23 protein-coding genes are annotated in these 25,820 nt (G+C 38.8%); 19 read left to right on the plus strand and 4 right to left on the minus strand.

Going from position 1 to position 25,820, the window contains the following annotated elements; translation table 11 throughout:
• The first annotated feature begins 13 nt into the window (after positions 1-13).
• The 4 genes from EZ444_RS05455 to EZ444_RS05470 all read left to right on the plus strand — a co-directional run bounded on the left by EZ444_RS05455 (position 14) and on the right by EZ444_RS05470 (position 7,275).
• The gene (locus EZ444_RS05455; protein ID WP_131607707.1) at positions 14-1,894 is read left to right on the plus strand and encodes a RagB/SusD family nutrient uptake outer membrane protein; all 1,881 of its coding nucleotides are present in this window, start codon (positions 14-16) and stop codon (positions 1,892-1,894) included.
• A gap of 960 nt (positions 1,895-2,854) precedes the next feature.
• Positions 2,855-3,559 carry an SLATT domain-containing protein gene (locus EZ444_RS05460; RefSeq protein ID WP_131607708.1) on the plus strand — a complete coding sequence of 235 codons (705 nt, stop codon included), beginning with the start codon at positions 2,855-2,857 and terminating at the stop codon, positions 3,557-3,559.
• A 106-nt stretch (positions 3,560-3,665) separates the two neighbouring features.
• Complete coding sequence (locus EZ444_RS05465) at positions 3,666-5,441, plus strand: hypothetical protein (protein WP_131607709.1); 1,776 nt, start codon at positions 3,666-3,668, stop codon at positions 5,439-5,441.
• A gap of 1 nt (position 5,442) precedes the next feature.
• A complete protein-coding gene (locus EZ444_RS05470; protein ID WP_131607710.1) occupies positions 5,443-7,275 on the plus strand; it encodes a DEAD/DEAH box helicase in 1,833 nt (610 codons plus the stop codon).
• A gap of 58 nt (positions 7,276-7,333) precedes the next feature.
• Here the strand turns inward: EZ444_RS05470 and EZ444_RS05475 are convergent, their stop codons facing one another.
• Positions 7,334-8,338, minus strand: a complete 1,005-nt coding sequence (locus EZ444_RS05475; RefSeq protein WP_131607711.1) for a helix-turn-helix transcriptional regulator — start codon at positions 8,336-8,338, stop codon at positions 7,334-7,336.
• 105 nt (positions 8,339-8,443) lie between these two features.
• Here EZ444_RS05475 and EZ444_RS27135 point away from each other — a divergent pair, with 105 nt between their 5' ends.
• The gene (locus tag EZ444_RS27135) at positions 8,444-8,617 is read left to right on the plus strand and encodes a hypothetical protein (RefSeq protein WP_165503534.1); all 174 of its coding nucleotides are present in this window, start codon (positions 8,444-8,446) and stop codon (positions 8,615-8,617) included.
• A 287-nt stretch (positions 8,618-8,904) separates the two neighbouring features.
• On the opposite strand, the gene EZ444_RS05485 is transcribed toward EZ444_RS27135, so the two are convergent.
• The 3 genes from EZ444_RS05485 to EZ444_RS05495 all read right to left on the minus strand — a co-directional run bounded on the left by EZ444_RS05485 (position 8,905) and on the right by EZ444_RS05495 (position 11,090).
• Positions 8,905-9,126: a hypothetical protein gene (locus EZ444_RS05485; protein WP_131607713.1), complete on the minus strand. Its 222-nt coding sequence runs from the start codon at positions 9,124-9,126 to the stop codon at positions 8,905-8,907.
• A 210-nt stretch (positions 9,127-9,336) separates the two neighbouring features.
• Positions 9,337-10,029 carry a LytR/AlgR family response regulator transcription factor gene (locus EZ444_RS05490; RefSeq protein ID WP_131607714.1) on the minus strand — a complete coding sequence of 231 codons (693 nt, stop codon included), beginning with the start codon at positions 10,027-10,029 and terminating at the stop codon, positions 9,337-9,339.
• Positions 10,026-11,090: a sensor histidine kinase gene (locus EZ444_RS05495; RefSeq protein ID WP_225874644.1), complete on the minus strand. Its 1,065-nt coding sequence runs from the start codon at positions 11,088-11,090 to the stop codon at positions 10,026-10,028. Before EZ444_RS05495 ends, EZ444_RS05490 begins: the two co-directional genes overlap by 4 nt.
• 108 nt (positions 11,091-11,198) lie before the next feature.
• On the opposite strand from EZ444_RS05495, the gene EZ444_RS05500 reads away from it, so the two are divergent.
• The 14 genes from EZ444_RS05500 to EZ444_RS05565 all read left to right on the plus strand — a co-directional run bounded on the left by EZ444_RS05500 (position 11,199) and on the right by EZ444_RS05565 (position 25,811).
• A complete protein-coding gene (locus tag EZ444_RS05500; RefSeq protein WP_131607715.1) occupies positions 11,199-12,572 on the plus strand; it encodes a TolC family protein in 1,374 nt (457 codons plus the stop codon).
• A gap of 12 nt (positions 12,573-12,584) precedes the next feature.
• A complete protein-coding gene (locus EZ444_RS05505; protein WP_131607716.1) occupies positions 12,585-15,857 on the plus strand; it encodes an efflux RND transporter permease subunit in 3,273 nt (1,090 codons plus the stop codon).
• Positions 15,858-15,886: 29 nt separating this feature from the next.
• Complete coding sequence (locus EZ444_RS05510) at positions 15,887-16,969, plus strand: efflux RND transporter periplasmic adaptor subunit (RefSeq protein WP_131607717.1); 1,083 nt, start codon at positions 15,887-15,889, stop codon at positions 16,967-16,969.
• Positions 16,970-17,058: 89 nt separating this feature from the next.
• A complete protein-coding gene (ccsA, locus tag EZ444_RS05515) occupies positions 17,059-17,718 on the plus strand; it encodes a cytochrome c biogenesis protein (RefSeq protein ID WP_131607718.1) in 660 nt (219 codons plus the stop codon).
• A gap of 2 nt (positions 17,719-17,720) precedes the next feature.
• Entirely contained in the window at positions 17,721-17,939 is a 219-nt protein-coding gene (locus EZ444_RS05520) for a CcmD family protein (protein ID WP_225874645.1), read from the plus strand.
• A 149-nt stretch (positions 17,940-18,088) separates the two neighbouring features.
• Positions 18,089-19,510 carry a Glu/Leu/Phe/Val family dehydrogenase gene (locus EZ444_RS05525; protein WP_131607719.1) on the plus strand — a complete coding sequence of 474 codons (1,422 nt, stop codon included), beginning with the start codon at positions 18,089-18,091 and terminating at the stop codon, positions 19,508-19,510.
• 176 nt (positions 19,511-19,686) lie between these two features.
• Positions 19,687-20,139 (plus strand): cytochrome c maturation protein CcmE domain-containing protein, encoded by a 453-nt coding sequence (locus tag EZ444_RS05530; RefSeq protein WP_131607720.1) that lies wholly within the window; start codon positions 19,687-19,689, stop codon positions 20,137-20,139.
• Positions 20,140-20,144: 5 nt separating this feature from the next.
• Positions 20,145-22,613 (plus strand): heme lyase CcmF/NrfE family subunit, encoded by a 2,469-nt coding sequence (locus EZ444_RS05535; RefSeq protein ID WP_131607721.1) that lies wholly within the window; start codon positions 20,145-20,147, stop codon positions 22,611-22,613.
• 72 nt (positions 22,614-22,685) lie between these two features.
• On the plus strand, positions 22,686-23,444 hold the full coding sequence (locus EZ444_RS05540; protein ID WP_131607722.1) for a Rossmann-like and DUF2520 domain-containing protein: 759 nt from the start codon (positions 22,686-22,688) through the stop codon (positions 23,442-23,444).
• Between the two features lie 42 nt (positions 23,445-23,486).
• Positions 23,487-23,819, plus strand: a complete 333-nt coding sequence (locus EZ444_RS05545) for a 2Fe-2S iron-sulfur cluster-binding protein (RefSeq protein ID WP_131607856.1) — start codon at positions 23,487-23,489, stop codon at positions 23,817-23,819.
• Positions 23,820-23,841: 22 nt separating this feature from the next.
• The gene (gene iscX / locus EZ444_RS05550) at positions 23,842-24,084 is read left to right on the plus strand and encodes a Fe-S cluster assembly protein IscX (RefSeq protein WP_090781548.1); all 243 of its coding nucleotides are present in this window, start codon (positions 23,842-23,844) and stop codon (positions 24,082-24,084) included.
• Positions 24,020-24,616: a KdsC family phosphatase gene (locus EZ444_RS05555; protein ID WP_317130112.1), complete on the plus strand. Its 597-nt coding sequence runs from the start codon at positions 24,020-24,022 to the stop codon at positions 24,614-24,616. Before iscX ends, EZ444_RS05555 begins: the two co-directional genes overlap by 65 nt.
• 118 nt (positions 24,617-24,734) lie before the next feature.
• A complete protein-coding gene (locus tag EZ444_RS05560) occupies positions 24,735-25,139 on the plus strand; it encodes a hypothetical protein (RefSeq protein WP_131607723.1) in 405 nt (134 codons plus the stop codon).
• A gap of 102 nt (positions 25,140-25,241) precedes the next feature.
• Entirely contained in the window at positions 25,242-25,811 is a 570-nt protein-coding gene (locus tag EZ444_RS05565; protein ID WP_131607724.1) for a Maf family nucleotide pyrophosphatase, read from the plus strand.
• Positions 25,812-25,820 lie beyond the last annotated feature (9 nt).

A 25,820-nucleotide genomic window follows, 5' to 3' on the forward strand; every position in this document is an offset into this window, starting at 1 on the left:
TAAGGAAAACATCATGAAAAAAAATCATATACTTTTCATTGCTACCGCTCTGCTGGGGCTGAGTGGCTGTATAAAAGAAACATTACCTACAGAGTTTGTCCTGGATAAGCAAATCCAGAATTCTCCTACAGCTTTAAAAGGATTGGTCAATTCTATTTATACCTCGATGGCGGGGTATGAGAATACCGATGGTGGAATCGAAATGATTTCATACAGCAGTATGCGCGGAATGCTGGAGCATGGAACTACGCAACTGGTATGTTCTGGAGCAAACGGCTTTAACACCATGGGTGCCTATGCAAATGGCTCCGTTAGCGCTACGGGATCTAACCGTGGGCTATACCCATCTTATGTGTATTATGCGTACATCAAAAGCGTAAACGATGTCATCAAACTGATCGATGCCAATAACCTGGACGAGGAGAAAAAAGCTTATCTGGGGATTAGTTATGCTTATCGTGCATTGTATTATATGGAATTGGTGCAGATAATGGAATACAAAAAACCTACGGATACCAAATACCAATTTGTACCGTCTGAAAATAATCTAGTAAACTTAGGCGTACCCATTGTTACTGAAAAAACAACATCTGAACAGGCCTCAAACAATCCCAGAGCTACTGTTGATGAGGTGTATAACCTGATTTTAAACGATCTGAAAGCGGCAGAACTGTATCTGAATGGTTATGTGCGTACAGATAAGGTACAACCCAATCTTTCTGTAGTATATGGGCTGTATGCACGCGCATATTCGAACCTTGCTTCTCGTGTAAATACTTCGGCTACCTATAAAGATGAGGCTACTTACTGGCAAAAAGTTGCTGAGTATGCAGACAAAGCAATTTCCAGCTCCGGAGCGGCACCGTTGTCAGAGTCAGAATGGACAGATCCTTCAAACGGTTTTAATAACCGCAATTCTCAGAATTCATGGATGTTGGCCACTTCTATTTCAGCAGGTAATATCAAAGCAGCATCTACGGGATCTTTTGTTTTTTCTATGATCTTCGGAACAGAAGCAGATTTTTCAGTTTATGGCTGGCGAGTAGGTCGTTCATTAGATCGTAAATGGTATGAACGCCTTTCCGACAAGGATTTTCGTAAGAAGTCCTGGTTAGCTCCAAATTTCTTTTATGAGTCAACCAACCAACAGGCAGGAGCGCCTTATCTGGTTGAAAGAGATTCCAAAGGTGCCCTAATTAACAATAAATGGTTAAATGGTAATAATGATCAGAGCACGCAAGAGGAAGACTGGAAAAATGATTACTCAGGTTTTAATGCCGATAAGGAACAATATAAGCTGAACAGCAATCCTTCCTGGATCCGTTCGCGTATCAATAAAGGAAACGGCTTTCAATCCTGGCCATGGCTTTACGTAAACATTAAGTTTCGCCCTGCAGGAGGGGAGTACAGACTTTTCGAAGTTGGCGGTGCCACGGATTATCCTGCCATGCGCGTAGAGGAGATGCATTTCCTGAAAGCAGAAGCCGCACTGCACACCTCGGGGGTAGCTGCAGCAGCTACTGCATTGGAAAGTATTGTAAAAACACGTAACAGCACCTATACCTGCACCGCATCTACTAAAGCTGCTTTTCTTGATGAATATGTGTTTCAGAAAGGTGTTGAGTTTTGGGGAGAAGGCGTTAACTATTTTGATGCTAAGCGTTTGGAAGTAGGTATTCATCGTGCATACCTGGGAAATAACAACGAGCGTTACCAGTATTGTATCAATATGGATGGGGTATTTGCAGGCTGGACTCCAGGTTGGAATCAGGCGGAATTGAATGCAAACCGTGCCATCTTCCATTATAACAATCCATACACCGCACCAGCAACTTATTACACTTACAAATCTAATGACGAATTCAGGCCATTTTATGGCACTAAAATTCAATAGTTTTTACATTACTGTAAATGGAGGGGGCGTCTAAAAAAAGATGCCCTCTTCTATTATACAGCTAACCAGAAGTCCTTCTATATCTGCATACTTTGAGCATAAAAAATGCAAAGCTGCCCTGTTTGGTTAATTAATATTTTTATTAACTTGGTCTTACAGTTATATTTACGGGCTCATAACCCAACCCACTGTAACGCTCCCGGTCCTATAGAGGGAGCTGACCCCCGGCTTTCAGCTGGGCAGGACTAACGCTAGTCAACATAAATTTTAACGAAAAATATGTGTATGCCATTGGTATGGCTTTTCAGCATATTACAAAATCATACCTATGAAAACAGAATTTCATACATTAACATCATGGCATAATGGCTGGCCCAATGAATACCGTATTAGACAAAGATCAGAGTAGCCTTGAATATTTCCAGTACGATGATATGATGCCTGGCAATCGTAGTTATGCATGAAATGATGAATTTACCAAATGGCCGGTAAACTCATTTAAAAAAATAATTTATTTGAAATGCTTGTGCTGATTGTGAAAAATATAAAAATAAATGTAAATATTTTTGCTATTCTAAGTTAAATTCCTAAAATTTGAAATAATAACCATTGTAAACATCTGTATCATAGGGTGCAGATGAAACTAATGCTACTCAATTCATGGCCGCTTTTAACCAAACAACAACCAAATCTAAATTAACGTATGTTCAAAAATCCATTTTGTTTTGATGGTTGTATCTGCAGGCTTAGAGTGTGGGCTGGGTAATAGCATCTATTTTTTTGTCGTTTTAGTCATTTCTATGATTTTTAAGGCTATTGACAATTTCAAATGTGAAAAATGCAGTAGTGCGATATTATGGGAATGACCATTATTCCCCGATAAATAGTTTTAAATTCATCATGTATAAAAAAAATGTTGCCGACTCGAGAATTTGCAAAGGAGTAAATATTGTTTAAAATATGTTAAAAGAACTTTTTAATTACTGGAAGAAAGTTAAACGCGCTAGGCGCATTTCACGTGCGAGAAAGTCTATACCACCATACTTGCTCAAAGAATTTGAAACTGAATTAAATTACAAACTATGGAGTACTAAAGGTGCTCGTTTTTCCGCTAGCCATCGTACAGGCACACTTCAGCGATTATCCAGTCAATGCGTTGGGTATCTTTCTGCATACTTGATTATAGTCGGTTTAGTAAATGTTTACGAGCTTAATTTTTGGAAGATTACGCTTTCTAATGACGAGGTCAACTTTGCTTCCGTATCTCTTTCAGTATTGATTCTTCTATTTAGTCAACTTGAAACCGCGGAAAACTTCGTTCTTAAGTCACATCGCTATCATGATTGTTCGCTAGACATAGCAGAACTTTACAATGCACTCAGGTACACGAAGACTTACGAAAGCGAAAATGCGGATAAGGGGAAGATACTACAAGAAATAAGTGAAAAGTATGATAAGATACTCAAGCGCTATGAAAACCATAAGCCAATTGATTATGAAAGATTCCAACTTATTAAACCTGGATACTTCAAGTTAAATCTTCGTAAGCGCCTCTGGATAGATCTAAAATACTATTGTATTGTTTATTTCAAATACCATTTGCTTATGTATGGGCCGCTCATAATTTTTATGTCTGTTAATCTAAAGAGGCTTATACTTGGTTAATAGTAAGACATGTTTTGATATCTATTCCTTTCTTGGTAAAAATTTCAACAGTGCAAAGTAGAACATATTGAAAGTGATTTAACTAACATTCCAGAGGATTCATAAAGTGACTGAACGAGAACTATCAAATTTGCAAAAGGAATACCAGAGTTTTTTTCTTGAAAAGCTAAAATCGTATGAGGTGATTTCACCGTCCGAATTAACAAAGAAACAGAAAAGTAAGTTTTTTGCTAGTATCAAACGAGATTGGTCAAAAATTAAACTTGCCAACAAGGAAAATGCTATTTTAGTACGACAAGGATATAGTGTACACCAGAATGATTCAAAACAAATAATTATTGATATTGTAACAGAATTGCCACCGGAATCCATTCCGCTGAATCCAAATTCGTTTTCGCTAGAGCCTAAAAGGCAGAAAATATTATCATTACCAAATGAGGATCAGACGAACAATTTAAAAATTATGTATAGCCCCAATAGCTACTTTGAGCAACTTTCGAAATATTGCTATCCGGTGGTAAAAATGCCTAAAGACAATGCAAGCTTAAAATTGCCAAGATTGGGGCGCACAAGTAATAGAGGTTATAAAGAAAAAGAATTTTCGGATCGGCTCAAACTTCACGTCTCAGATTTACAGATTGCTGAAAACGTCCATATGGTAATACCTAATTTCAGTAGACCATATGAGCCGGATATAGTGCTATTTGACAAAAAGCTAAATCTTTATATAGACATTGAGATTGATGAGCCCTACGATGGCTATTACAGATACCCAACACACTGCATCATGTTAGATAAGCCGATCAAGCAAGATGATATAAGAGATCTATTTTTTACGGAAAGTGGATGGGTTGTAATTAGGTTTACTGAAAGGCAGGTGCATTTGCAAGCTTTAGAGTGTATTGACCATATAAAAAACGTTATCAATTCTCTACGTCTTGTAGCTTTCAATAATAGTGTAAAATGTGAAACTGAATTCCAATGGGATCAGAATCAATGTATCCAATGGCAAAAAATAAATTATAGAGAGAAATATCTGGGTATTGTTAACTTCCATAAAAATTATAATGGTAGGGAAATAGAGATAGATACAAGTGAAAATGAAGACATCGAAGAAATAATTAAAAGAACTAAAAAGTATGATTTTTTAGCTGCCGATGGTTCTAACTTATTTGATAAAAAAACACCAATTTTTTTTCACTCTAAAGACAGAACCGGCAATGCAGAATATATTTCTGTCACGGCGCTAATTGAACGTTTTTTTCCATTTGACTTAAAGAGATACATAGAAAAGAAAGCTTTTGACGAAAACCGAGCAGAAGAAGAAGTCTTGATTGAGTTTTTAATGATTAGGGATGAAGCGGCAGAACGAGGTACCTATTTACATAACCAAATAGAAAATTACCTCAAGGAAAGAGAATTCATTCCGGACTTTACGGAATTTGATTTATTCCTCAGCTTTTTCAATAATGAAATCAAAGCAAGAAATCTTCAATTTTACGATGCTGAGAAAAGGATTGTCTCAAAAAGATACAATGTAGCTGGAACTATCGATTGTCTATTTAAAAAAAGCGACAAGGAAGAATTTGTTATGCTGGATTGGAAGAGAAGTAAAAAACTGATAATAGATGGTAGACCCCGACTGTTTGGGTATGGCTACGCTCTTTCTGAATTGAACCATTTTGATAATTCGAGCTATAACAAATACTGTTTGCAGCAAAATATCTATAAATACATAGCTGAAAATGAATATGGGATTAAGATCTCATCAATGAAGTTAGTTGTACTGCATGACGAATATTCGACATACTATGTCGTAAACGTACCTAACATGCCTAAAGAGACTAAAATAATTTTAAACTCACTCAAACACAAGATTTAATATGGATGTACTAAATGAATTGGTCGAAGCAATTGAAATCGAACGTCTTAAGAATCTTGGTGATTTTGAAGTGCAAATGAGTCAACCTTTAGATGAGCGGGTGGCAAAGGGAGTGACTATGTCGAAGTTGAGGGTGGAGTTTGAATTTTATGCAGGTTTGCCTAATAAATGGTGCTCTTTTCTATCAGACTCGGATAAATATATTGCCTACGCAAAGGTTTATTGCGAAAACAATATCTCAAAATTTAAGGAAGGTAATTCGGTTCGTCTAACAAATGGCGCGTACAATTTTGAGATGGAGATTGAAGAAGATAGTCCGGATAATTTTATTCTCAAACCTAACGACTTCAACGTAAAGCATTGTCGCATAAACGGTAAAAACTACCCGCAGAATAACTGGGAAATAAACACTATTCATTCTGATATTACGACAAAACTCTTATTGACTACGGCGCAATTGCTTAATAGCGAAAGCGATAGACTTAATAGGGTTGAGAGATTTCTTAACGGCCATATAAAAAATACATATCATAATCATTCACAAAAGGTTGCTCATTTAAATGACTCGCAAAATAATGCCTATTTACAGGCTATCAATTCGAATAGTTTCTGTATAATTCAGGGACCTCCCGGTACGGGAAAGACAGAAACAATTTCAAATATTGCGAAGCAGCTTGTTGAAGCGGGTTTAAAGATTTTTGTAACAGCTCCCACCCATACAGCAATTAACAATTGTATGAATGCTATTTCTAAAAAAATTGGAGATGCCAGCAAAGTTGTTAAGATTGGCGAGAAGGCACAGAGTAAGGAGATCAAAGAAAATATATTGAAGAAAACTAGGTTGACTTACAACAACTATGTCACGAGTGTCGATTGTAACAAAAATGGGATTGCCATTGGAGCTACGCCACATGCTTTATGTTACCCTGCATCAAAGAAATTAGATGGTTGGGAATTCGATGTTGCAATTATTGATGAAGCTTCTCAATTGAGCATTCCACTTGCCGTCTCAGCAATTTCAAGAGCAAGAAAGTATATATTTGTCGGTGATCATAAGCAACTAGATCCGATAATACCAAAAGATACAAAAAATGAGATGTTTGCTGGTTCAATATTCACTCGGCTAGCGAAAGTGTATCCTGATGATATTAATCTGTTGAATACTTCATACAGATTAAATCAATCCTTAATTAAAATACCCAATAGATTATTTTATAATGAGTTGCTATACTCCGATTCAACAACAAAGGAGGATAAGGAAGAATACCATTGCACTTATCATCCGTCACTTCTGAATGGTGTTGCACACAACTTGGTGCTTCATAATGTATTTGACGCTCAGGGCCGTTCACCTTACGAGGCAAAATTTGTCTCTGAGCTAGTCTATGATTTGGTTCAAAACGGAATCCATCTTAAAGATATTGGAATTATTTCCCCTTACAGGGCCCAGGTAAGAGAAATAAAGAAAGAAGTAAAAAAGAAACTGTCATCGTTTACTTCTGGCACTTTCGATCTCTTATTTATAGACACCGTAGATAGTATCCAAGGCCAGGAGCGTGATTTTATAATCTATAGTTTATCAAACTCGTACCCATTGGAATCAAAGACTCGTTTAGACTTCTTTTATAGTCCTAATAGATTAAACGTAGCGATCACGAGGGCGATTAAGAAATGCATTGTGATCGGTAACTATAAAATCTTCGATATTAGAGAGGAAGAACTATCGGATCATGAAGAATATCAAAACGTAAAACCCAGCTTAGATATATTTAAACTATATTATGATCTTTCGACAAAGATAGAGATAAATGAAGGGGGTGACGATGAGTGGTAGCGTAGACAACAGGCGATTTTAAGCATACATTCCTTGATACGATGATCAGCATTAGTAGCTATATGTAACGATTTTTTGTGCGATCCAAAATTTCAACGATTGTATTCCCGAGTGATTGTGGTGTCAAAACTTTGACATCAGCACCGTAACTTAATAGTATGCCAATTAATTCATAGTTTACGACCAAGCGATATTCAAGTAATAGCCCCTTTTCCGGAGAGTCTTCAAGAATTGTCTGGGATTTATGTAGCGCTTGTGACTTTAGATAATGTGACTGATTGGGTGTAAAAAGTAATTGGACAAGTTCAACTACATTGTCCTTTAAATCAATACCAACGCAATTCCCTAGATATTCTTTTGTATCTATTAGGGTATTAGGAATGTGGGGGGTACCAGAGTATTCAACTGATTTGATCCTATCAAAACCATATGTACGAATTTCATTTTTTGATTCATTGAGACCTATCACGTACCACCTGTTTCTATACTCTTTTAAAAAATAAGGATGAACTAGTTGTGTTGTGGAAATGTCGGCTCCAAATTTTTGATAAGACAAATTTAACGGCAGCTTTTTTTGAATGGCTTCTATAATGATGTCCATGTGCTCAATACCAAGTGCTACAGGTGTCTTTTCAAATTCTATGAAATCCAAAATACTTTCATGATCAGCTTGCTTCGCCCGATTTACAACCCGAATAATTTTGTCTATTATAGTTGTAAATTCTTTCATGATTGGAATGTACTGGTATTGCTTAAGCGTAGTTGCTGCAAGTTCTAAAGCAAGTATGTCGGCATGATTTAACGGCAATTTGTCGATTGAATAGTCAGGGTCGGTATAGTGATAGCCCTTTCTATTTTTACAATATACAATAGGCGCATAGTATTTAAGTTGTGGACAATGACGCATAAGATGCAAATCGCCGTCTATCGACCTACCTTTTATATCTATATCTATTTCGGAAATTTTATCAAGTAGCTGCTGTTTTGTCCAATAGCTACCTGGTCTTGAGAGACATTCATTAATTATTTTATATCTAGCGGTTGGTTGTCTGGTTTGAGGCATTTAATTTAAATTTGAAAGAAAGTTATATAAAAAAAATCACTCCGCAAATAGATTGCGTTCTGCCACTCTAGATTTGTAATAATTAATCATTTAATCATTTAAAATATGGCAACAAATCCGCCTAAAGGCGACGGTCACAGAAATGGAGCGATCAGGGATCGTTCTCAAACACACAACCCGAAAACAGACCAATGGGTAAAAAGGGATGCCGATACAGGTAGATTTATGGATGTTAAAAAAGATGGAACTCCATTTAAGGGAGTGACAAAGGAGAAGTAGGTAATGGACAATTATTATGTAAACGACAATGCGCAATCAACGGGTGAGCATGAAGTACACAAAGATGGGTGTTATTGGCTAAGCCAGGTAAGGAGCAAGTCATACTTGGGTTCCTATGCATCTTGCGGATCAGCTATTGCAAGAGCTAAAGCATATCATTATAGTAATTCTGACGGATGTGCAAGCTGCTGCCCGTTATGTCACACCAAGTAAAAGTTGCAAATCCCTATTGCTAAAAATTATGGAAAGAATTTGACTGCCCCTTTGAATAAAAGGGGCTTTATTTTTTAATTTTTGACACGCAAACTGGCTAACCCTTCTAAAATGATCGGAATGCTGTAATCGGTAAATAATAATGCAGCATTTTCGGCAATTAAGGTTGCGGCAAGTTTGGTTTCCTTAACAAAAGAAGTGATTGCCTCAGTAACAGATTTATCGGGAATCTTGGCTAAGACATCATTAAAATAAAGCTTTTCTGAATCGATATCAAATTCATAGTATACATTCAAAATTTGTCCGATAGTATCTTTGATCGTGGAGAAATGTTAGTAGAATATCTCTGCGTAGTAATCAAACTGTATTCTGTTGATGTAATTGGTTTTTATTTCGTCAGGAACTCCGCGAGTATAATGGACGATAGCATTTTCATAAGTATGAGATAATGCACCATTTCTGTTTAGTAAAACTCCATCCCAATAATGTAAATGATCATCGGTTTTCTACCCTAAAAAACGGCTCAGGTTTCTTCTGTAGGTAATGCCGACCGGGATTTTCTCGTTGTTCAAGATGATGTTATCCCGCTCTACCTGCTCTATTTTTCCAACTGCTACAATATATGATTTATGAACCCTGACAAAATGATCTTGTGGTAACATGCTCTCCAGTTGATTAGTTGTGATGGACGCAAGATGGGATTTATCCGGGGTAAATATCTTTACGTAATTCCCGTAACTCTGAGCATATAAAATATCATTTACAGGAAGTTCGATAACTACACTGTCTACCTTTACAGCAATACTCTTCCCGGCAGTTGTCTCTGGCTTTTCAACGGCATCCATAGCCAAAAAACGTTCTATTGATTTGACGAATCTTGGGTAATATATTGGTTTTAGCAAGTAATCTATAACTCCATACTCATAGCTCTCCAGTGCGAATTCAGAATAAGCAGTTGTAAGGATTGTCCGGGGGATATTTTTTAAAGTCTGCAATAATTCCAGCCCTGATATTTCCGGCATATCAATATCCAGAAACATGAGGTCTATTGTATTGCTACGTAGTATATTTAGTGCCTCAATAGCATTGTAACACTGATGTGTAAGTTCCAGGAGTGGGTTTTGACTAATGTAATTAACCAGCACATAATGGGCCGCAGGTTCATCATCTACAATGATACATTTCTTTGGTATACTCATGAGCTCAGGTCAATTTTTAGGTTTACAACATATTCTTCTCCATTCGCAAAGCTTTCCAGCTGATGTTTATGGGGATAGATAATTTTTAAACTTTCAATGGTATTTTTTAATCCGATTTTCGTAGAGATGACCTTTTTCTTTTTTGTAGGTATAGAATTGCGGATATGCATATGCAACGTCCCTTGCACTACATTGATATCAATATCAACGAAACATTTTTCAATTGAACATGCGCCGTGTTTAAACGCATTTTCAATGAAGGTGATCAGGAGCATAGGTGCTATTCTATAATTACCGTTGTCAGTATGATGCGTGTAATTAATTTCGGACCGGTAACCGACCCGCTCTTTCTCCAGTTCCACATAGCTCGAGATGAAATCAATTTCATCTTCTACAGAAATGAATTCTTTTGTGCTGTTTTCTACCTGGTAGCGCATGAGCTTAGAAACCTGCATAATCAGCTCAGATGATCGTTCGGGATATTGTAAGCTGACCCCATAAAGTGTATTGAAGGTATTGAACAGGAAATGGGGGTTGAGCTGTGCTCTTAAAACATTGAGCTGCGCCTGGTTGTGTAACAGCTCTTTGCTGGTTTTCATTTTCTGCTCCCGGTAATGCTCAAGGATCTGGATGGAGCCGAGGATACAGATCAGCGTTCCCGCTAGCGTGCCTAGCTGAAAGTGATAGGTTTTTTGATAGGAAGATTTATATAGGAAACAATTCTTGTACAGCAACTCGGTAGATACCTCGAATAACAGAATGGAAAATACAAAAAGAAATGTCGTTGTCAACAGGAAATAGAGGTAAGGCTTATGTTCCTTCAGTAGGATGGGCAATATAAAAAAACGATTGAACTGTGCATGACTATACAGAATAAAAAAGTATACAGTGCCTGTGAAAAAGCTTCTCCAGCCTGTGATGAAAATCCAATCGTTAACAGTAAACAGCAGGAAGGAGAAAATCAGTATAGAAATTTCCTGTAACCATTTGCTCTCCAATATATATTTTGCCCCCATCACATTTGTTAAAGAATACAAAGTAAGGATATAATTATGTAACATAATTATATAAATGACGAATTCAATTGGTCATTTATAAGGTTCATTCATCATTTAAAGCGCTTTTATCCTCTGCTTTCCACTTAGTTTTGGTTCAAATTAAAGAATCAGATGTTTAAAAAGTGGCCTATTTTTCTCCTTTTGTTATTTTCATTTCACAGTTATTCGCAAACACTTACTTTAAAAGATGCTATTGAGCGAGGCGTTTTCAATTACGGTACCATTAAAGCTAAAAGCAAATATCTTGCAGCATCAAAAGAAACAATTAAACAGACGAAAACAGATTACCTTCCTAATGTAACGCTTTCTGCCCAGCAGGACTATGGAACTGTAAATGGACAAAATGGTCCGTTGTATGGCTTCGGTGGGTATGGAGTGGCTTCGTCAGGATTACCGCTGCCACAACAAAATTGGAATGCTGCTTTCGGCGCTTTATACCTGGTGAATGTGAACTGGGAAGTATTTTCGTTTGGCAGGATCAGAGAGCGAATTAATCTTTCAAAAGTGGAGTCGGAACGTTCAGCCAAAGATCTGGATCAGGAGACCTTTCAGCAAAAGATAAAAATTGCGGCAGCTTACCTAAACCTATTAGCTAGTCAGCGATTGATTGTCTCGCAGCAGAAAAATCTGGAGCGGGCAACTGTATTTCATAACACTGCAGCCGCAAGGGTGAAGAATGGATTGCTGGCCGGCGTAGATTCTACCCTGGCTTATGCTGAGGTTTCAAGAGCCGTTATCGCATTGAACCAGTTAAAGGACCGTGCAAAAGAAGAAAACAACAAACTCGTTGCATTGATGGGGGTAGGTATTGAAGATTTTGTGCTGGACAGTAGCTTTGTAAGGCGTGTACCAAAGGCCATCTTATCCAATGCGGTTACCCTGAACCCGGTGCTTCAATATTATAAAAGCCGTGTGGATGCAGGGAAACAATCACTTAAACTATATAAAAAAGAATATTACCCAACAGTGAACCTGATCGGGATTTACCAGACACGCGGTTCTGGTTTTAGTCCGGAATACGCAAGCAATCAACACGCTTTTTCACAGAATTACCTGGATGGCATTAGTCCCGACAGACAAAATTATCTCTTTGGTATCGGTCTGACATGGAATTTAACCTCCATCGCCAGAACAGGAAAGAAGGTAACTGCCCAGCAGTATACCGTGTCGGGCTTGCAGGATGAATATGATGTCATTGATCAGCAACTGAAAACACAATTGGACGCAGCGGAAGCTAAAATCAAATTTGCACTGAACAATTACAATGAAGCTCCTAAACAGGTACGTGCTGCTCGTCAGGCTTATCTTCAGAAAACAACTTTATATAAAAATGGATTAACGAACCTGGTTGACGTTACCCAAGCCCTGTATGCACTGAATCGTGCGGAAATTGATAGCGATATCATTTATACCAATGTATGGCAGTCTTTGCTGATGAAAGCAGCTGCCTCCGGAGATTTCGACCTTTTTATTAATGAATTTTAATGCTGTAGCTTCATGAATTTAATCCGTTTTGCCCTTCGCAAACCCATTTCTATCCTTGTACTGGTCGCCGGGCTTTTCTTTTTCGGAATCGGCGCCATTAGGACTATAAAAGTCGATATTCTGCCTAAAATGAACCTGCCGGTGATTTACCTGGCGCATCCTTTTGGTGGATATACGCCTAACCAAATGGAATCGTACTTCGCAAAAAACTATGTAAACATTCTCCTTTTCGCCAATGGTGTAAAATCCATTGAATCAAAGAATATCCAGGGCTTGACGTTGATGAAGATCAGCTATTATGAGGATACCAATATGGCTCAGGCTGCAGCGGAACTTAGTGCCCTGGCAAATCGGATGCAGGCGGCATTTCCTCCGGGCTCGCAGCCGCCTTTTATCATTCGTTTCGACGCCTCCTCACTTCCGGTCGGACAGTTGGTGCTGAGTAGTAAAACAAAGAGTAACAATGAACTGCAGGATCTGGCAAATGTGTATGTGAGGGCTTCCTTTACTTCTGTGCCAGGTTTACTTTCTCCACCACCTTTTGGAGGAAGTCCTAGAACAATAGAAATCAATGTTGATCCTGTAACGCTACGCACGCATAATTTAACGCCCGATCAGATTGTTGAAGCGATAAGGATCAATAACCAGACGGCACCTTCCGGAAATGTTAGAATTGGCGATAAAAACTACATTACGCCAACCAACAATACAATTAAGCAGGTAAAAGATTTTGAAAAGATCCCTTTGTTTAAAGGAGGCGTGCAAAACCTTTACCTCGGGGATGTGGCGACTGTAAAAGATGGGGCTGATGTGACGGCCGGTTATGCGTTGGTAAATGGAAAACGCTCTGTTTATGTGAGTATTGCCAAGGCTGGTGATGCTTCTACCTGGGAGGTTGTACAACAACTGAAGAAAAAACTCCCCGTTATACAAAGTACCTTGCCTGATGATGTACAGCTTTCGTACGAATTTGATCAGTCGGTGTATGTGATCAATTCAGTAAAAAGCCTGGTTACTGAAGGCGCGATAGGCGCAGTCCTGACCGGATTGATGGTATTGCTGTTCCTCGGTGATAGAAGGGCTGCATTAATTGTAATCCTGACCATTCCGATCTCTGTAATTTCCTCAGTACTGCTGTTAAAGTTGTTTGGTCAGACGATTAACCTGATGACCTTAAGCGGTCTTGCGCTGGCTATTGGAATCCTCGTGGATGAAAGTACAGTAACCATAGAAAATATACACCAGCACCTGGATATGGGGAAACCCAAGGCCCTGGCGATTTGGGATGCCTGTAAAGAAATTGCGTTGCCGAAATTATTGATCCTGTTGTGTATACTTGCTGTTTTTGCTCCGGCATTTGTCATGACGGGTATTCCGGGAGCATTGTTTTTACCTTTAGCGCTGGCTATTGGCTGTGCGATGCTCGTCTCCTTCTTATTGTCTCAGACTTTTGTACCCATTATGGCCAACTGGCTGATGAAGGCACACACGAAAGTAAAACATCCTGTTGGGATTACTGATGATGAAGCAGAATTCAATGCTTCAGGGCTGACGCCTGAATCTGAAAAAGATATCATTGTACAAAAGGAAATACTGGTGCGTGAGGATCTGAATAATAATGGGAAGATTGGTGCTTTTGAAAGGTTCAGAATGAAGTTTGTGGCCATGATCGATAGGCTATTTAATTTCAAAAAGCCTGTTACACTGTTTTATCTCCTTGGAATTTCGGCTATAGCGATCGTTCTGCTAAATGTTATCGGACAGGATGTTTTTCCAAAGGTAAATTCCAGTCAGTTTCAGATGAGATTAAGGGCTGTAGATGGTACAAGGTTGGAGAGAACAGAAGATCAGGCAAAGCTAGTGCTTCACGATCTGGAAAAGATGGTCGGAAAAGAACATGTAGCCATTTCTTCAGTCTATATCGGACAGCATCCGGCACAGTTTTCTGTATCTCCGATCTACCTGTTTACTGCTGGCCCACATGAAGCTGTTTTTCAAATTGCGCTGAAAGATTTCCATACCGATATGGATACTTTTAAGGATGAGCTGAGAAAGCGGATCAAGAAGCTATTGCCTGATACCAAGGTGTCATTCGAGCCAATTGAGTTGACTGATAAAGTGTTAAGCCAGGGTTCACCAACACCTATTGAAATCAGGATTGCCGGAAAGAATAAGAAACTAAACGAGGAATATGCAAATAAGATCATTGCGAAATTAAACAAGGTTGATTATTTCAGGGATGTTCAGATTGCGCAACCTATTCATTATCCCTCGCTAGATATCAATATTGATAGAGTACGTGCTGCCCAGTTGGGTGTCGATATGACTGATATCTCCCGATCGCTGATTGCTTCCACGTCATCGTCAAGGTATACGGAAAAGAATACATGGATAGATGAAAAAGCAGGCTTGTCTTATAATGTGCAGGTGCAGGTTCCACTGGAAAAAATGATGACGGAAAATGATATGGGGGCGATACCCTTATTGAAAAACAATTCCAGACCTGTATTGAGTGATGTGGCGGAAATTATTCCTTCTGTTACTTATGGGGAAAACGACAATATTGGTGCAATGCCATACCTTTCTGTAACTGCCAATATTGACCATACTGATCTGGGAACTGCCGCAAAACAGGTAGGTAAGACTATTGAAGGGCTGGGGACCTTACCAAGGGGATTGTTTATTGAGCCTATCGGATTGAGTACAGTATTAACAGAAACAATGACGAGCCTTGAATCTGGACTACTGGTTGCTGTAGTGGTGATCTTCCTGATGCTGGCTGCCAATTTCCAGTCGTTCAAAATCTCTTTTGTCATCCTTACTACGGTACCTGCGGTTGTGCTGGGCTCGTTAATTCTATTGTTGCTGACAGGTTCAACCCTCAATTTACAATCTTATATGGGGATCATCATGTCAGTCGGGGTATCGATTGCCAATGCGGTACTCTTGATTACCAATGCAGAACAGTTGAGGAAACACAATGGTGATGCCGTATTATCTGCCAGGGAAGCAGTTTCTTTGAGGCTACGTCCGATCATCATGACCAGTATTGCAATGATTGCCGGTATGTTGCCAATGGCAATTGGCCATGGTGAGGGTGGAGAGCAGGTTTCTCCGTTAGGAAGAGCCGTAATTGGCGGTTTGTTATTTTCTACATTTACGGTATTGATTATACTGCCGATGATTTTCGCCTGGGTAATGGGCAAATCAACCACGGAATCGGTATCTCTTGACCCGGAGGACGAAGAAAGCAAACACTATATATCCACTTTACCACATTCATAAAAACACTTGTTCATAAACACATTCAATAAATGAAACCTATATATATAACCACAACTATTTTAAGCACAGTTCTTTTTTTATCGAGTTGTGCCGAGAAGCCAAAAGAAAGTGCACCTGTTGAAGAAACTCCGAAAATGGAGACTTTTGAAGTGAAAAAAGAAAAACTATCTACGGAGCTGACCATGCCTGCTGAATTGGTAGGATTCCAACAGGTAGACTTATATGCAAAGGTGGCCAGCTTTGTGAAAGAGTTAAAGGTCGATATCGGTGCGCAGGTTAAGAAAGGGCAGTTACTCGTTGTCCTTGATGCACCGGAAACCAGTTCACAGCTGAGTGCTGCCGAGTCCCGTCTGCATTCCCAGCAATCCGTATATACGGCAAGTAACAGCACTTATAAGAGATTGCTGGAAACCAGTAAAGTAGAGGGGACGGTTTCAACGAATGACCTGGAGCAGGCAGAGGCAAGAAAGAATGCGGATTTTGCACAGTTGCAGGCCGCGAAAGCAAGTTACAGGGAAGTTCAGACCATGCTTGGATATCTTCAGATCCGTGCGCCTTTTGATGGAGTAGTTGCGGCGAGAAATGTTAATCTCGGGGCTTATGTAGGGCCTTCAGGAAAAGGTTCGGAACTTCCGTTGTTTACCATTCAGGAACAGCGGAAATTGCGTTTATCTGTGTCTGTGCCTGAACAATATGCAGGATATTTGAATGTGGGTGATGAAATGCATTTTACGGTGAAGTCTGCATTAGGACAAACCTTTAGTGCCAAAATCGCCCGTAAATCAGGCGCATTAGATACTAAACTCCGTTCAGAAAGGGTGGAGATGGATGTGATCAATACAGGTAACGAATTATTGTCAGGCATGGTTGCTGAAGTCGTATTGCCACTTCATGCGAAAGATAGTACTTATGTGGTGCCTAAGTCGGCGGTGGTGACTTCAAGCGAAGGCGTTTTTGTGATTGCTGTAGAAAATAACAGGACAGTAAGAACAAAAGTGCAGAAAGGAAGAGAGTTTAAGGATAAAATTGAAATACTTGGTCCTTTAACAGCGAAATCTGTATTGGTAAAGTCGGCATCTGAAGAAATTAAGGACGGTACTGAGCCAAAATAATGGAGAAATTAGCTGCCGGATCTGATTTACAAGTTTATGATAAAAATACAGGGCGGCTTTATTACCTTTGTCCGAACTAAACGTATATAATGTATAAGAATTGGTGGAAAATATTAGGCGCATTGTTGGTGACTTACTCAACAATCGCGGGATTTTTATCTAGCGTACCCGAGCTGCCTATTTTGTATGAAAGTATAAGAAACCTTTATTTCCACGTACCAATGTGGTTTGGAATGATCGTATTATTTAGTGTATCTGTTTACCATAGCATTAAATATTTAAGCACTAACAACCAGGATCATGACCTTAAAGCTGTCGAAAGCATTAATGTTGGTGTAATTTACGGTATCCTTGGGATTATAACTGGTGCTATATGGGCCAAGTTTACCTGGGGACAAGCCTGGAGCTTTGATGTGAAACAAAACTTTGCGGCAATAGCCCTGCTCTTGTACTTCGCTTATCTGGTATTGCGCAACGCAATTGATGAAGAACAAAAGCGAGCTAAAATATCTGCTATTTATAACATATTTGCCTTTCCAATGATGGTGGTCTTACTTTTTGTGCTGCCACGTTTATCAGATTCTTTACATCCTGGAAATGGAGGCAATCCAGGTTTCAATTCTTACGATTTAGATAGCCGTATGCGCGCCGTATTTTATCCTGCCTGTCTGGGTTGGATATTGATCGGATATTGGATCTATACCATTTTATACAGAGTTCGCTCATTAGAAAAAAACAACACCCTATAGTCATGAAGAAAATTTCAGTTACCTTTTTAATGTTGATGTTTGCAATGCAATTATTTGCACAAAATGGAGATTCATCAATTACTGAAAGCGTATATGCTTCAGGTAAAATATATGTTGTTGTTGCTTGTGTGCTCTTAATTTTGTTCGGCTTACTTTTTTTTCTATTCACGATCGAAAAAAGATTAAAAAAATTAGAACAAAAATCTTCTTCCAAAAACTAATTTTAAATCGTTTAAACGCTGTTTTTGCCTATAATTTGACGTGGTGTGTCCCATACACTAAGTTATTATTCATTTGTATTAATCGCTTTTTTTAGTGCAATTTTGCATTACTAACTGAGAACTTATTTCAAATTCATAAAAAACAAATAATGGCTAATACAGCAAATGAGACAAATTTCTTTGCAGATGTCTGCAAGAATTTTGACAGTGCCGCGCAATTTACCGCCCATCCGGAAGGTTTATTAACTCAAATTAAAGCTTGTAACAGTGTGTACCGTTTCCAGTTCCCTATTCGTAGAGGTAATGGTTTCGAGGTTATTGATGCCTGGCGTGTAGAGCACTCCCAGCATATGAACCCAACAAAGGGCGGTATCCGTTACAGCGATATGGTAAATGAGGATGAGGTAATGGCACTTGCAGCACTAATGACTTACAAGTGTGCGATTGTAAATGTACCATTTGGGGGTGCAAAGGGGGGAATCTGTATAAATCCTAAGAATTATACGATCGGTGAGTTGGAGAATATTACCCGCCGTTATACTACAGAATTAATTAAAAAGAATTTCATTGGTCCTGGTATCGATGTTCCTGCTCCTGATTATGGAACTGGTGAACGTGAGATGAGCTGGATTGCCGATACTTATATGACCATGAATCCAGGTCAGTTGGATGCTTTGGGTTGTGTTACTGGTAAGCCAATCGCATTACACGGTATACGCGGACGTAAGGAAGCTACCGGTCGTGGTGTGGCTTATGCAGTTAGAGAATGCGTAACTGTAGCTGAAGATATGGCGAAAATTGGTCTTAAGGCTGGTTTGGGCGACAAGCGCGTAATTGTACAAGGTTTAGGTAATGTGGGCTACCATGCTGCTAAGTTCTTGGCAGAGTTTGGTGCAACTATCGTAGGTCTTTGCGAGTTTGAAGGTGCGATTTACAATGCAAATGGTTTAAATATCGATGAGGTATTTGCTCACCGTAAGTTAACAGGATCTATTTTAGGTTTCCCTGGAGCAACTGAGTTTAAAAACTCTATGGAAGGTTTAGAGCAACCATGCGATATTCTAGTTCCAGCTGCACTTGAAAACCAAATCACAGTAGAGAACATCAGAAACATCAAAGCAAAAATTATTGCTGAAGGTGCTAACGGTCCATGTACACCAGAAGCTGAAGAAATCTTTACTGAAATGGGCGGTATCATCATCCCTGATATGTATTGTAACGCTGGTGGTGTTACAGTTTCTTATTTTGAGTGGTTGAAAAACCTTTCTCACGTAGCCTTTGGTCGTATGGAAAATCGTTATGCTGAAAACTCTAATGCTAACCTGATCAATACTTTGGAAAGCCTTACTGGTAAAAAAATTCCTGCAGAAAACCGTTTAATGATCGTTAAAGGTGCTTCTGAATTGGAATTGGTTAACTCTGGTTTGGAAGATACCATGATTCATTCGTACCATGAAATCAGAGAAACTTTAATGCACAAACCAGCGATTAAAACATTGAGAACTGCTGCTTTTGTGGGCTCAATCGATAAGATTGCTGTTTCTTATATGAACCTTGGTGTTTGGCCATAAGGTTGATTTATAATTGATTTGATCCGCGACAATTTAACGTGTCGCGGATTTTTTTTGCGCATTTGTCAGAGAACTATCAATAAACAGTCATCAAAGCGTTTTGAATACCCACAGCGGTCTTTGGGTACTTATATTTTTTATCTTTGTGAAGTTTCCTTTAAAAATTTGTTACATCCATGAGAAAAAGTGCAATTATTGGTTTAATAACGATAGCATTATGTGTAGGTTTTTTAGTAAGCCTTAATGCGGATACAAACACCTATTCTACCTTTAGTGAAGCTGCAAAAGATCCAAAAGAATTCCATGTAATGGGCTATTGGGAGAAAGAAAAAGGCATGCACTATGATGCACTGAAGGATGCAAATCGCTTTGAATTTTTCATGAAAGACGAAAAAGGTAAAGTGAATAAAGTAGTATACGCAGGAACGAAACCTCAGGATTTTGAACGCTCAGAAAAATTAGTACTGATCGGAAAAATGAATGACGATACTTTTTACGCCTCTAAGATACTGATGAAATGCCCATCTAAATACAACAACGACCTTGTAGAGGTTAAGCAAGATGGTACGGTACAAAATCAGGATGGTACTGAAATAAAGCAGGACGGTAAAGTAGAAAAATACAATTAATTTTAATGGATATACAATTTATTGGAGAGAACCTCCTTCCCGGTAAGATCGGCCAATTTTTTATTGTTTTGGCATTTGCCGCTTCTTTACTCTCAACTATAGCTTATTTCTTTGCTACACGAAATAAAGAGATCGGAGATCATTCATGGACACGTTTAGGTCGTATATCATTCTTCATCAACTGGGCCAGTATCATAGGTATCGGCGCAACCTTGTTTTTCCTTATATTAAATCACTATAACGAGTATTATTACGTTTACAATCACTCCTCTAAAGAACTTCCGGTATATTATATAGTATCTGCTTTTTGGGAAGGGCAGGAGGGTAGTTTCTGGCTATGGGCATTCTGGCAAGCTTTGCTTGGCGGAGTACTGATCTGGAAAGCTAAATCCTGGGAAAATGGGGTGATGACGGTCGTAGCTTTCTCACAAGTGTTTTTAACTTCGATGCTCTTAGGCGTACAGATTTTCGGCGAGCGTATTGGTAGCTCTCCATTTATTCTGCTTAGAGATGCAATGGACCTAAAAGCAATGGTGCCGATATTCTCCGACCCTGAAAACTATAAAAACTACCTTAAATTTATTACTGATGGAAAAGGATTAAATCCGCTTCTTCAGAATTACTGGATGGTGATACATCCACCAACCTTGTTCCTTGGTTTTGCCAGTATGATTGTCCCTTTTGCTTATGCAATTACAGGATTATGGCAAAAACGATATAAAGAATGGGTTAAACCTGCTATGCCTTGGGCGCTATTTGCCGTGATGATATTGGGAACAGGGATTATCATGGGCTCTTTCTGGGCATATGAAGCCTTAAACTTTGGTGGTTTCTGGGCTTGGGATCCAGTAGAAAATGCTTCTATCATTCCATGGTTAACCTTAATTGCTGGTGTACACGTAATGATTGCATTTAAGAATACAGGTCATGCCTTCTTTACCGCAATTGTATTGATCTTCATTAGTTTTGTATTGGTGCTTTACGCATCTTTCTTAACCAGAAGTGGTGTATTGGGTGAAACATCTGTGCATTCATTTACAGACTTGGGTATGTTCTGGCACCTTATCTTATATAATGTGGTATTCTTGGCCATTCCTACTGGATTGTTGATTTGCAGATGGAAAGAATTGCCAATTACCAATAAAGACGAAGAAACTTATTCAAGAGAATTTTGGATGTTTATTGGCGCATTGGTAATTACAGTAGCTTGTATCCAGGTTATATTTTCTACTTCTGTTCCGGTATTTAACCAGGCTTTTGGAACCAAGTTTGCACCACCAATTGATGCCATAAAATATTATAACCAATGGCAGGCTCCTTTTGCTATTTTGGTTACCATTATATCCGGCTTCGCACAGTTCATGAAATACAAAAGAACGGATCCGCGTAAGTTTTACAGCAGCCTGATTTCCGCTTTGGTATTTTCTATTGTCATCACAACGGGGTTTGTATTCATCACTGATGTTTACCATAACCTGATGTACATTCTGTTGACCTTTAGCTGCATCTTCGCTATTTTATCGAACGCAAGGATATTAGGACAAGCCTTGGGCGGAAAACGTAAATTAGTAGGTGCTGCAGTAGCACATATCGGTTTTGCTTTATTACTTTTAGGAGCGCTAGTGGCTGCGGCTACAAACAAACCGATCTCACTTAACGTATCTAACTTTATTCCGGTAAAAGATTTTGAGAAGGTTGAAAAGCCAGGTCAGAATATCGTGTTGTATAAAAATGAGCCTAAAAAGATGGGTAAGTATACGGTAACTTATACCAGTGATACTACAGTTGCTCCTAATACTTTTTACAAGCTGAATTTTAAAGTTATTGATGAGAAAACAGGCGAGGTAAAAGAGGATTTCGAGTTGAATCCGCATGTACAGGTGAACGAAAAGATGGGCTTAATTGCTTCTCCTGATACCAAGCATTACCTTACGTATGATATTTATACGCACATCACCAGTGCTCCTGAGAAAAAAGAAGATCATGATCACAATCATGAAGGACATTCTGAGGAGGAGAACTATAAAGCACCAAGAATCGTAAATGTGGCTGAAGGTGATACTTTACATACAAGCAGCGGTATCATAACGGTTAAAGCTTTAAACAACCAGCCTAAGGCAAAGAGTTTAGTGCTAGCCCCGGGCGATCTTGCTGTAGGTTTGCCGCTGGAAATTGACTTGAATGGTAAGATTTACAAGGCTGAACCTATATTCATGATCAAGGGAAATAATACTTTCGATTTTGCACGTAACATTGATGATCTGGGCTTAAGAGTTCGCTTTACCAAAGTATTGCCTGAGCAAAAGAAAGTTGAACTACAGGTTTATGAAAAACCGCAACAGGCGAAAGACTGGGTTGTATTTAAATCAATCGAGTTCCCTTACATTAATCTTTATTGGGTAGGTACTATTGTAATGGTTATTGGTTTTCTTATTTCTATATTTAGAAGACAAAAAGAAGCAAAAACCGTTTAGTAAAACTATGATATACTTAGAATTACTAGGCTAAGGCTTGCTTTATAACCGTTAACGATTAATGATGTCCCTATGAAGATTGTTTGTATTGGTTCTGGTAATGTAGCTACTCACATGGCTAAGGCCTTTGAAGAAAATGGCGCCGATATTGTTCAGGTATGGAGCCGGGAACTGGTAAATGCGCAAGCATTAGCCAATGAAATCGGTGCCCAGGCTATTTCTGATTTGAAGCTAGTAGATAAGTATGCTGATTTATACCTTATCGCTGTAAAAGACGACGCTATTGCCAAGGTGGCTAAAGAGCTAAAAGAAATAAATGGTATAGTGGTTCATACATCGGGTGCAACTGATATGGAAGTGTTAGCTGGATTTAAGAATTATGGTGTTTTTTATCCATTGCAAACTTTCTCTAAGCAGCAACCGATAGATTTTATTCATGTTCCTTTATGTTTGGAAGCGAATACGGAAGAGAACATGAGCGCTTTACAGCTAATGGCGATGAAACTTACTCCTTTAATCTACGAAGTAGAGACCAAAAAAAGGGAAGTATTGCATGTTGCAGGTGTTTTTGCCAATAACTTTGTAAATCACCTTTACCAGTTGAGCCACCAGATTCTTAAAAAGAATGACCTTGATTTTGAACTATTGAGGCCATTGATTATGGAAACTGCAGTGAAAGTTCAGGACGCACTCCCAGAGGATGTGCAGACAGGACCAGCAGTTCGCAATGATAAAAAGACAATATTAAAACACGAAGAACTCCTGAAAAGAACGCCACACTTGCAGGAGATCTATAAAAATTTAAGCAATAGCATTAAAAAATCGAAATGATAACGTAATTGCGGTTTTTGGTGCTTATTTTTGAACCAGATTATGAGTATTTTTAAGTTAAAGATAAATTTTGAAGAACAGGGGAAAGAAGCAGTTGAACTACCTATTGCCGGCGGAGAGTCTGTTCTGGATGTCTGCCATGACCATGGAATAGATTTACAACATAACTGTGGCGGAGTATGCGGTTGCAGTACTTGCCATGTTTATGTGAATAAAGGAATGGATAATATCCAGGAAATTTCAGATAAAGAAGAAGATTTTATTGACAGAGCAGTTCGTCCTAGAATCACTTCCCGATTAGGCTGCCAGTGTGTAGTGATCGATGGTGATATCGAAGTGACCATCCCAGATCAGTCTGAGTTTTTAGGCCATTAATTATAAAATTAAATAGATAAACATGCAGGATAAGTTTGCACTCCCAATATACTGGAACGACCATGAGGATATTGCTCAGGAATTATATGAGAAATTTGGTGATGATTTTAATGAAGCCAAAATATACCGTATCCGTTTTACAGAGTTATTAGAATGGATATTGTCGTTGCCTAATTTTAAAGGTACAAAAGAAGAAAGTAATGAAGGACATCTGGAGCAAATCCAGTCGGCCTGGGTTTACGAATGGAGAGATAACCAGAAATAAACAGATGTTTCTTGAGCAACTAAAGCACATTACAACACTCATCTTTGATATTGATGGTGTATTAACGAACGGTGATATCATCGCGTCAGATTCTGGCGAGTTTTTACGCACATTTAATATCAAAGATGGTTATGCGCTTCAGCTTGCAGTGAAAAGAGGTTATCACGTTTGCATTATATCTGGTGGCAAAGGTGAGGCCATGCGGAAACGATTTGAAGGTCTTGGCATAAACAATATCTTTTTAGGTGTTTCTGATAAGGTTGCAGTTTACAATAGTCTCTGCGCCTCCTACAACCTTAATGCTGCCGAAGTACTCTATATGGGAGATGATATCCCTGATCTTAAAATTATGCAGCTGGTTGGTATCGCAACCTGTCCGGCTGATGCTGTCCCTGAGATTAAAGCAATCTCACAATATATTTCTCCTTATACAGGCGGTAAAACTGCCGTAAGGGACATCATAGAAAAAGTACTTAGGGTACAAAAAAATTGGTTCGATGAGAACCCATCTGCTGCCGATTCTGGCAAATAATCAGTATTTTGTATTGCAACAATTATGTTACGTAGGTGGGTTAAACCTATTGGGCCTTTGTTGTCTCTAACAACTGAGCTTGCAATAGCTTATAACCCATTAAACAAAATATAAACTGATGAAAAAAGTATTGATTATCTGCGGATTGTTATTCAGTGTAATGACATTTGCAAAAGCACAAGATGGCGATCGTAAGATGCCAACTCCTGAAGAAAGAGCGGAAAAAGGTGCTGCTCAATTAACGAAAAAGTTAACCCTTACCGAAGATCAAACAACAAAAGTGAAAGCTATCCTTTTAGATCAAGCAAAAGCTACGGTTAAAATGCGCGAAGAAAGTAAAGGTGATCGTGCGGGAATGATGGCTAAAATGAAAACTATCATGGAAGAAAATGATGCCAAAATCAATGCTTTATTAAACGATGATCAGAAAAAAGCTTACGTTACCTATAAAGAAGAAAGAATGAATCGGATGAAAGGTGGTGGTAAAGGTCAAGGTGGCGGCGGCGGTGCTGGTGGTCAGTAATCTTTAAAATATTATAAATAATGAAGGCGACTTAAGGTCGCTTTTATTATTTTCGCCCAGTTGTAATGGACCTTACCATTACCTGATAAAAAAATACGCATTATGTTTCAGCAAAAACTTCCTATCATTCTAGCCTCAAAATCACCCCGTCGACAAGAATTGCTTAAGGCAATGGGATTAGACTTTAAAGTGGTATTGAAAGATGTGGATGAAAGCTATCCTGAAAGTTTGAGCCCAGCAGAAATTGCAGTTTATATAGCCGAAAAGAAAGCCGCTGCTTTTACAGATATCAGTGCGGATAGCATTGTGATTACTGCGGATACGATTGTGGCTTACGGTGGGGAGATTTTAGGTAAACCGGCCGACAAAGCTGAAGCAATTGCTGTACTGAACAAACTTTCCGGCTCCGTACATCAGGTATATACGGGGGTGAGTTTAAGCTATGCAGGTAAAATGCATTCCTTTTATGATTTAACAGAGGTAGTCTTCAATACGCTATCTGCCGACCAGATTGAACATTACGTAAGTAACCACAATCCTTATGATAAGGCGGGTTCTTACGGTATTCAGGAATGGATTGGATTGGTTGCTGTTGAAAAGATCATTGGTTCTTATACCAATGTAATGGGACTGCCTACAGAAAAACTATACAAAGCCTTATCTGCGCTTTAACTGATTGAT

Origin of the sequence: Pedobacter hiemivivus (genome assembly GCF_004331685.1) — a bacterium.
Lineage (GTDB): Bacteria > Bacteroidota > Bacteroidia > Sphingobacteriales > Sphingobacteriaceae > Pedobacter > Pedobacter hiemivivus.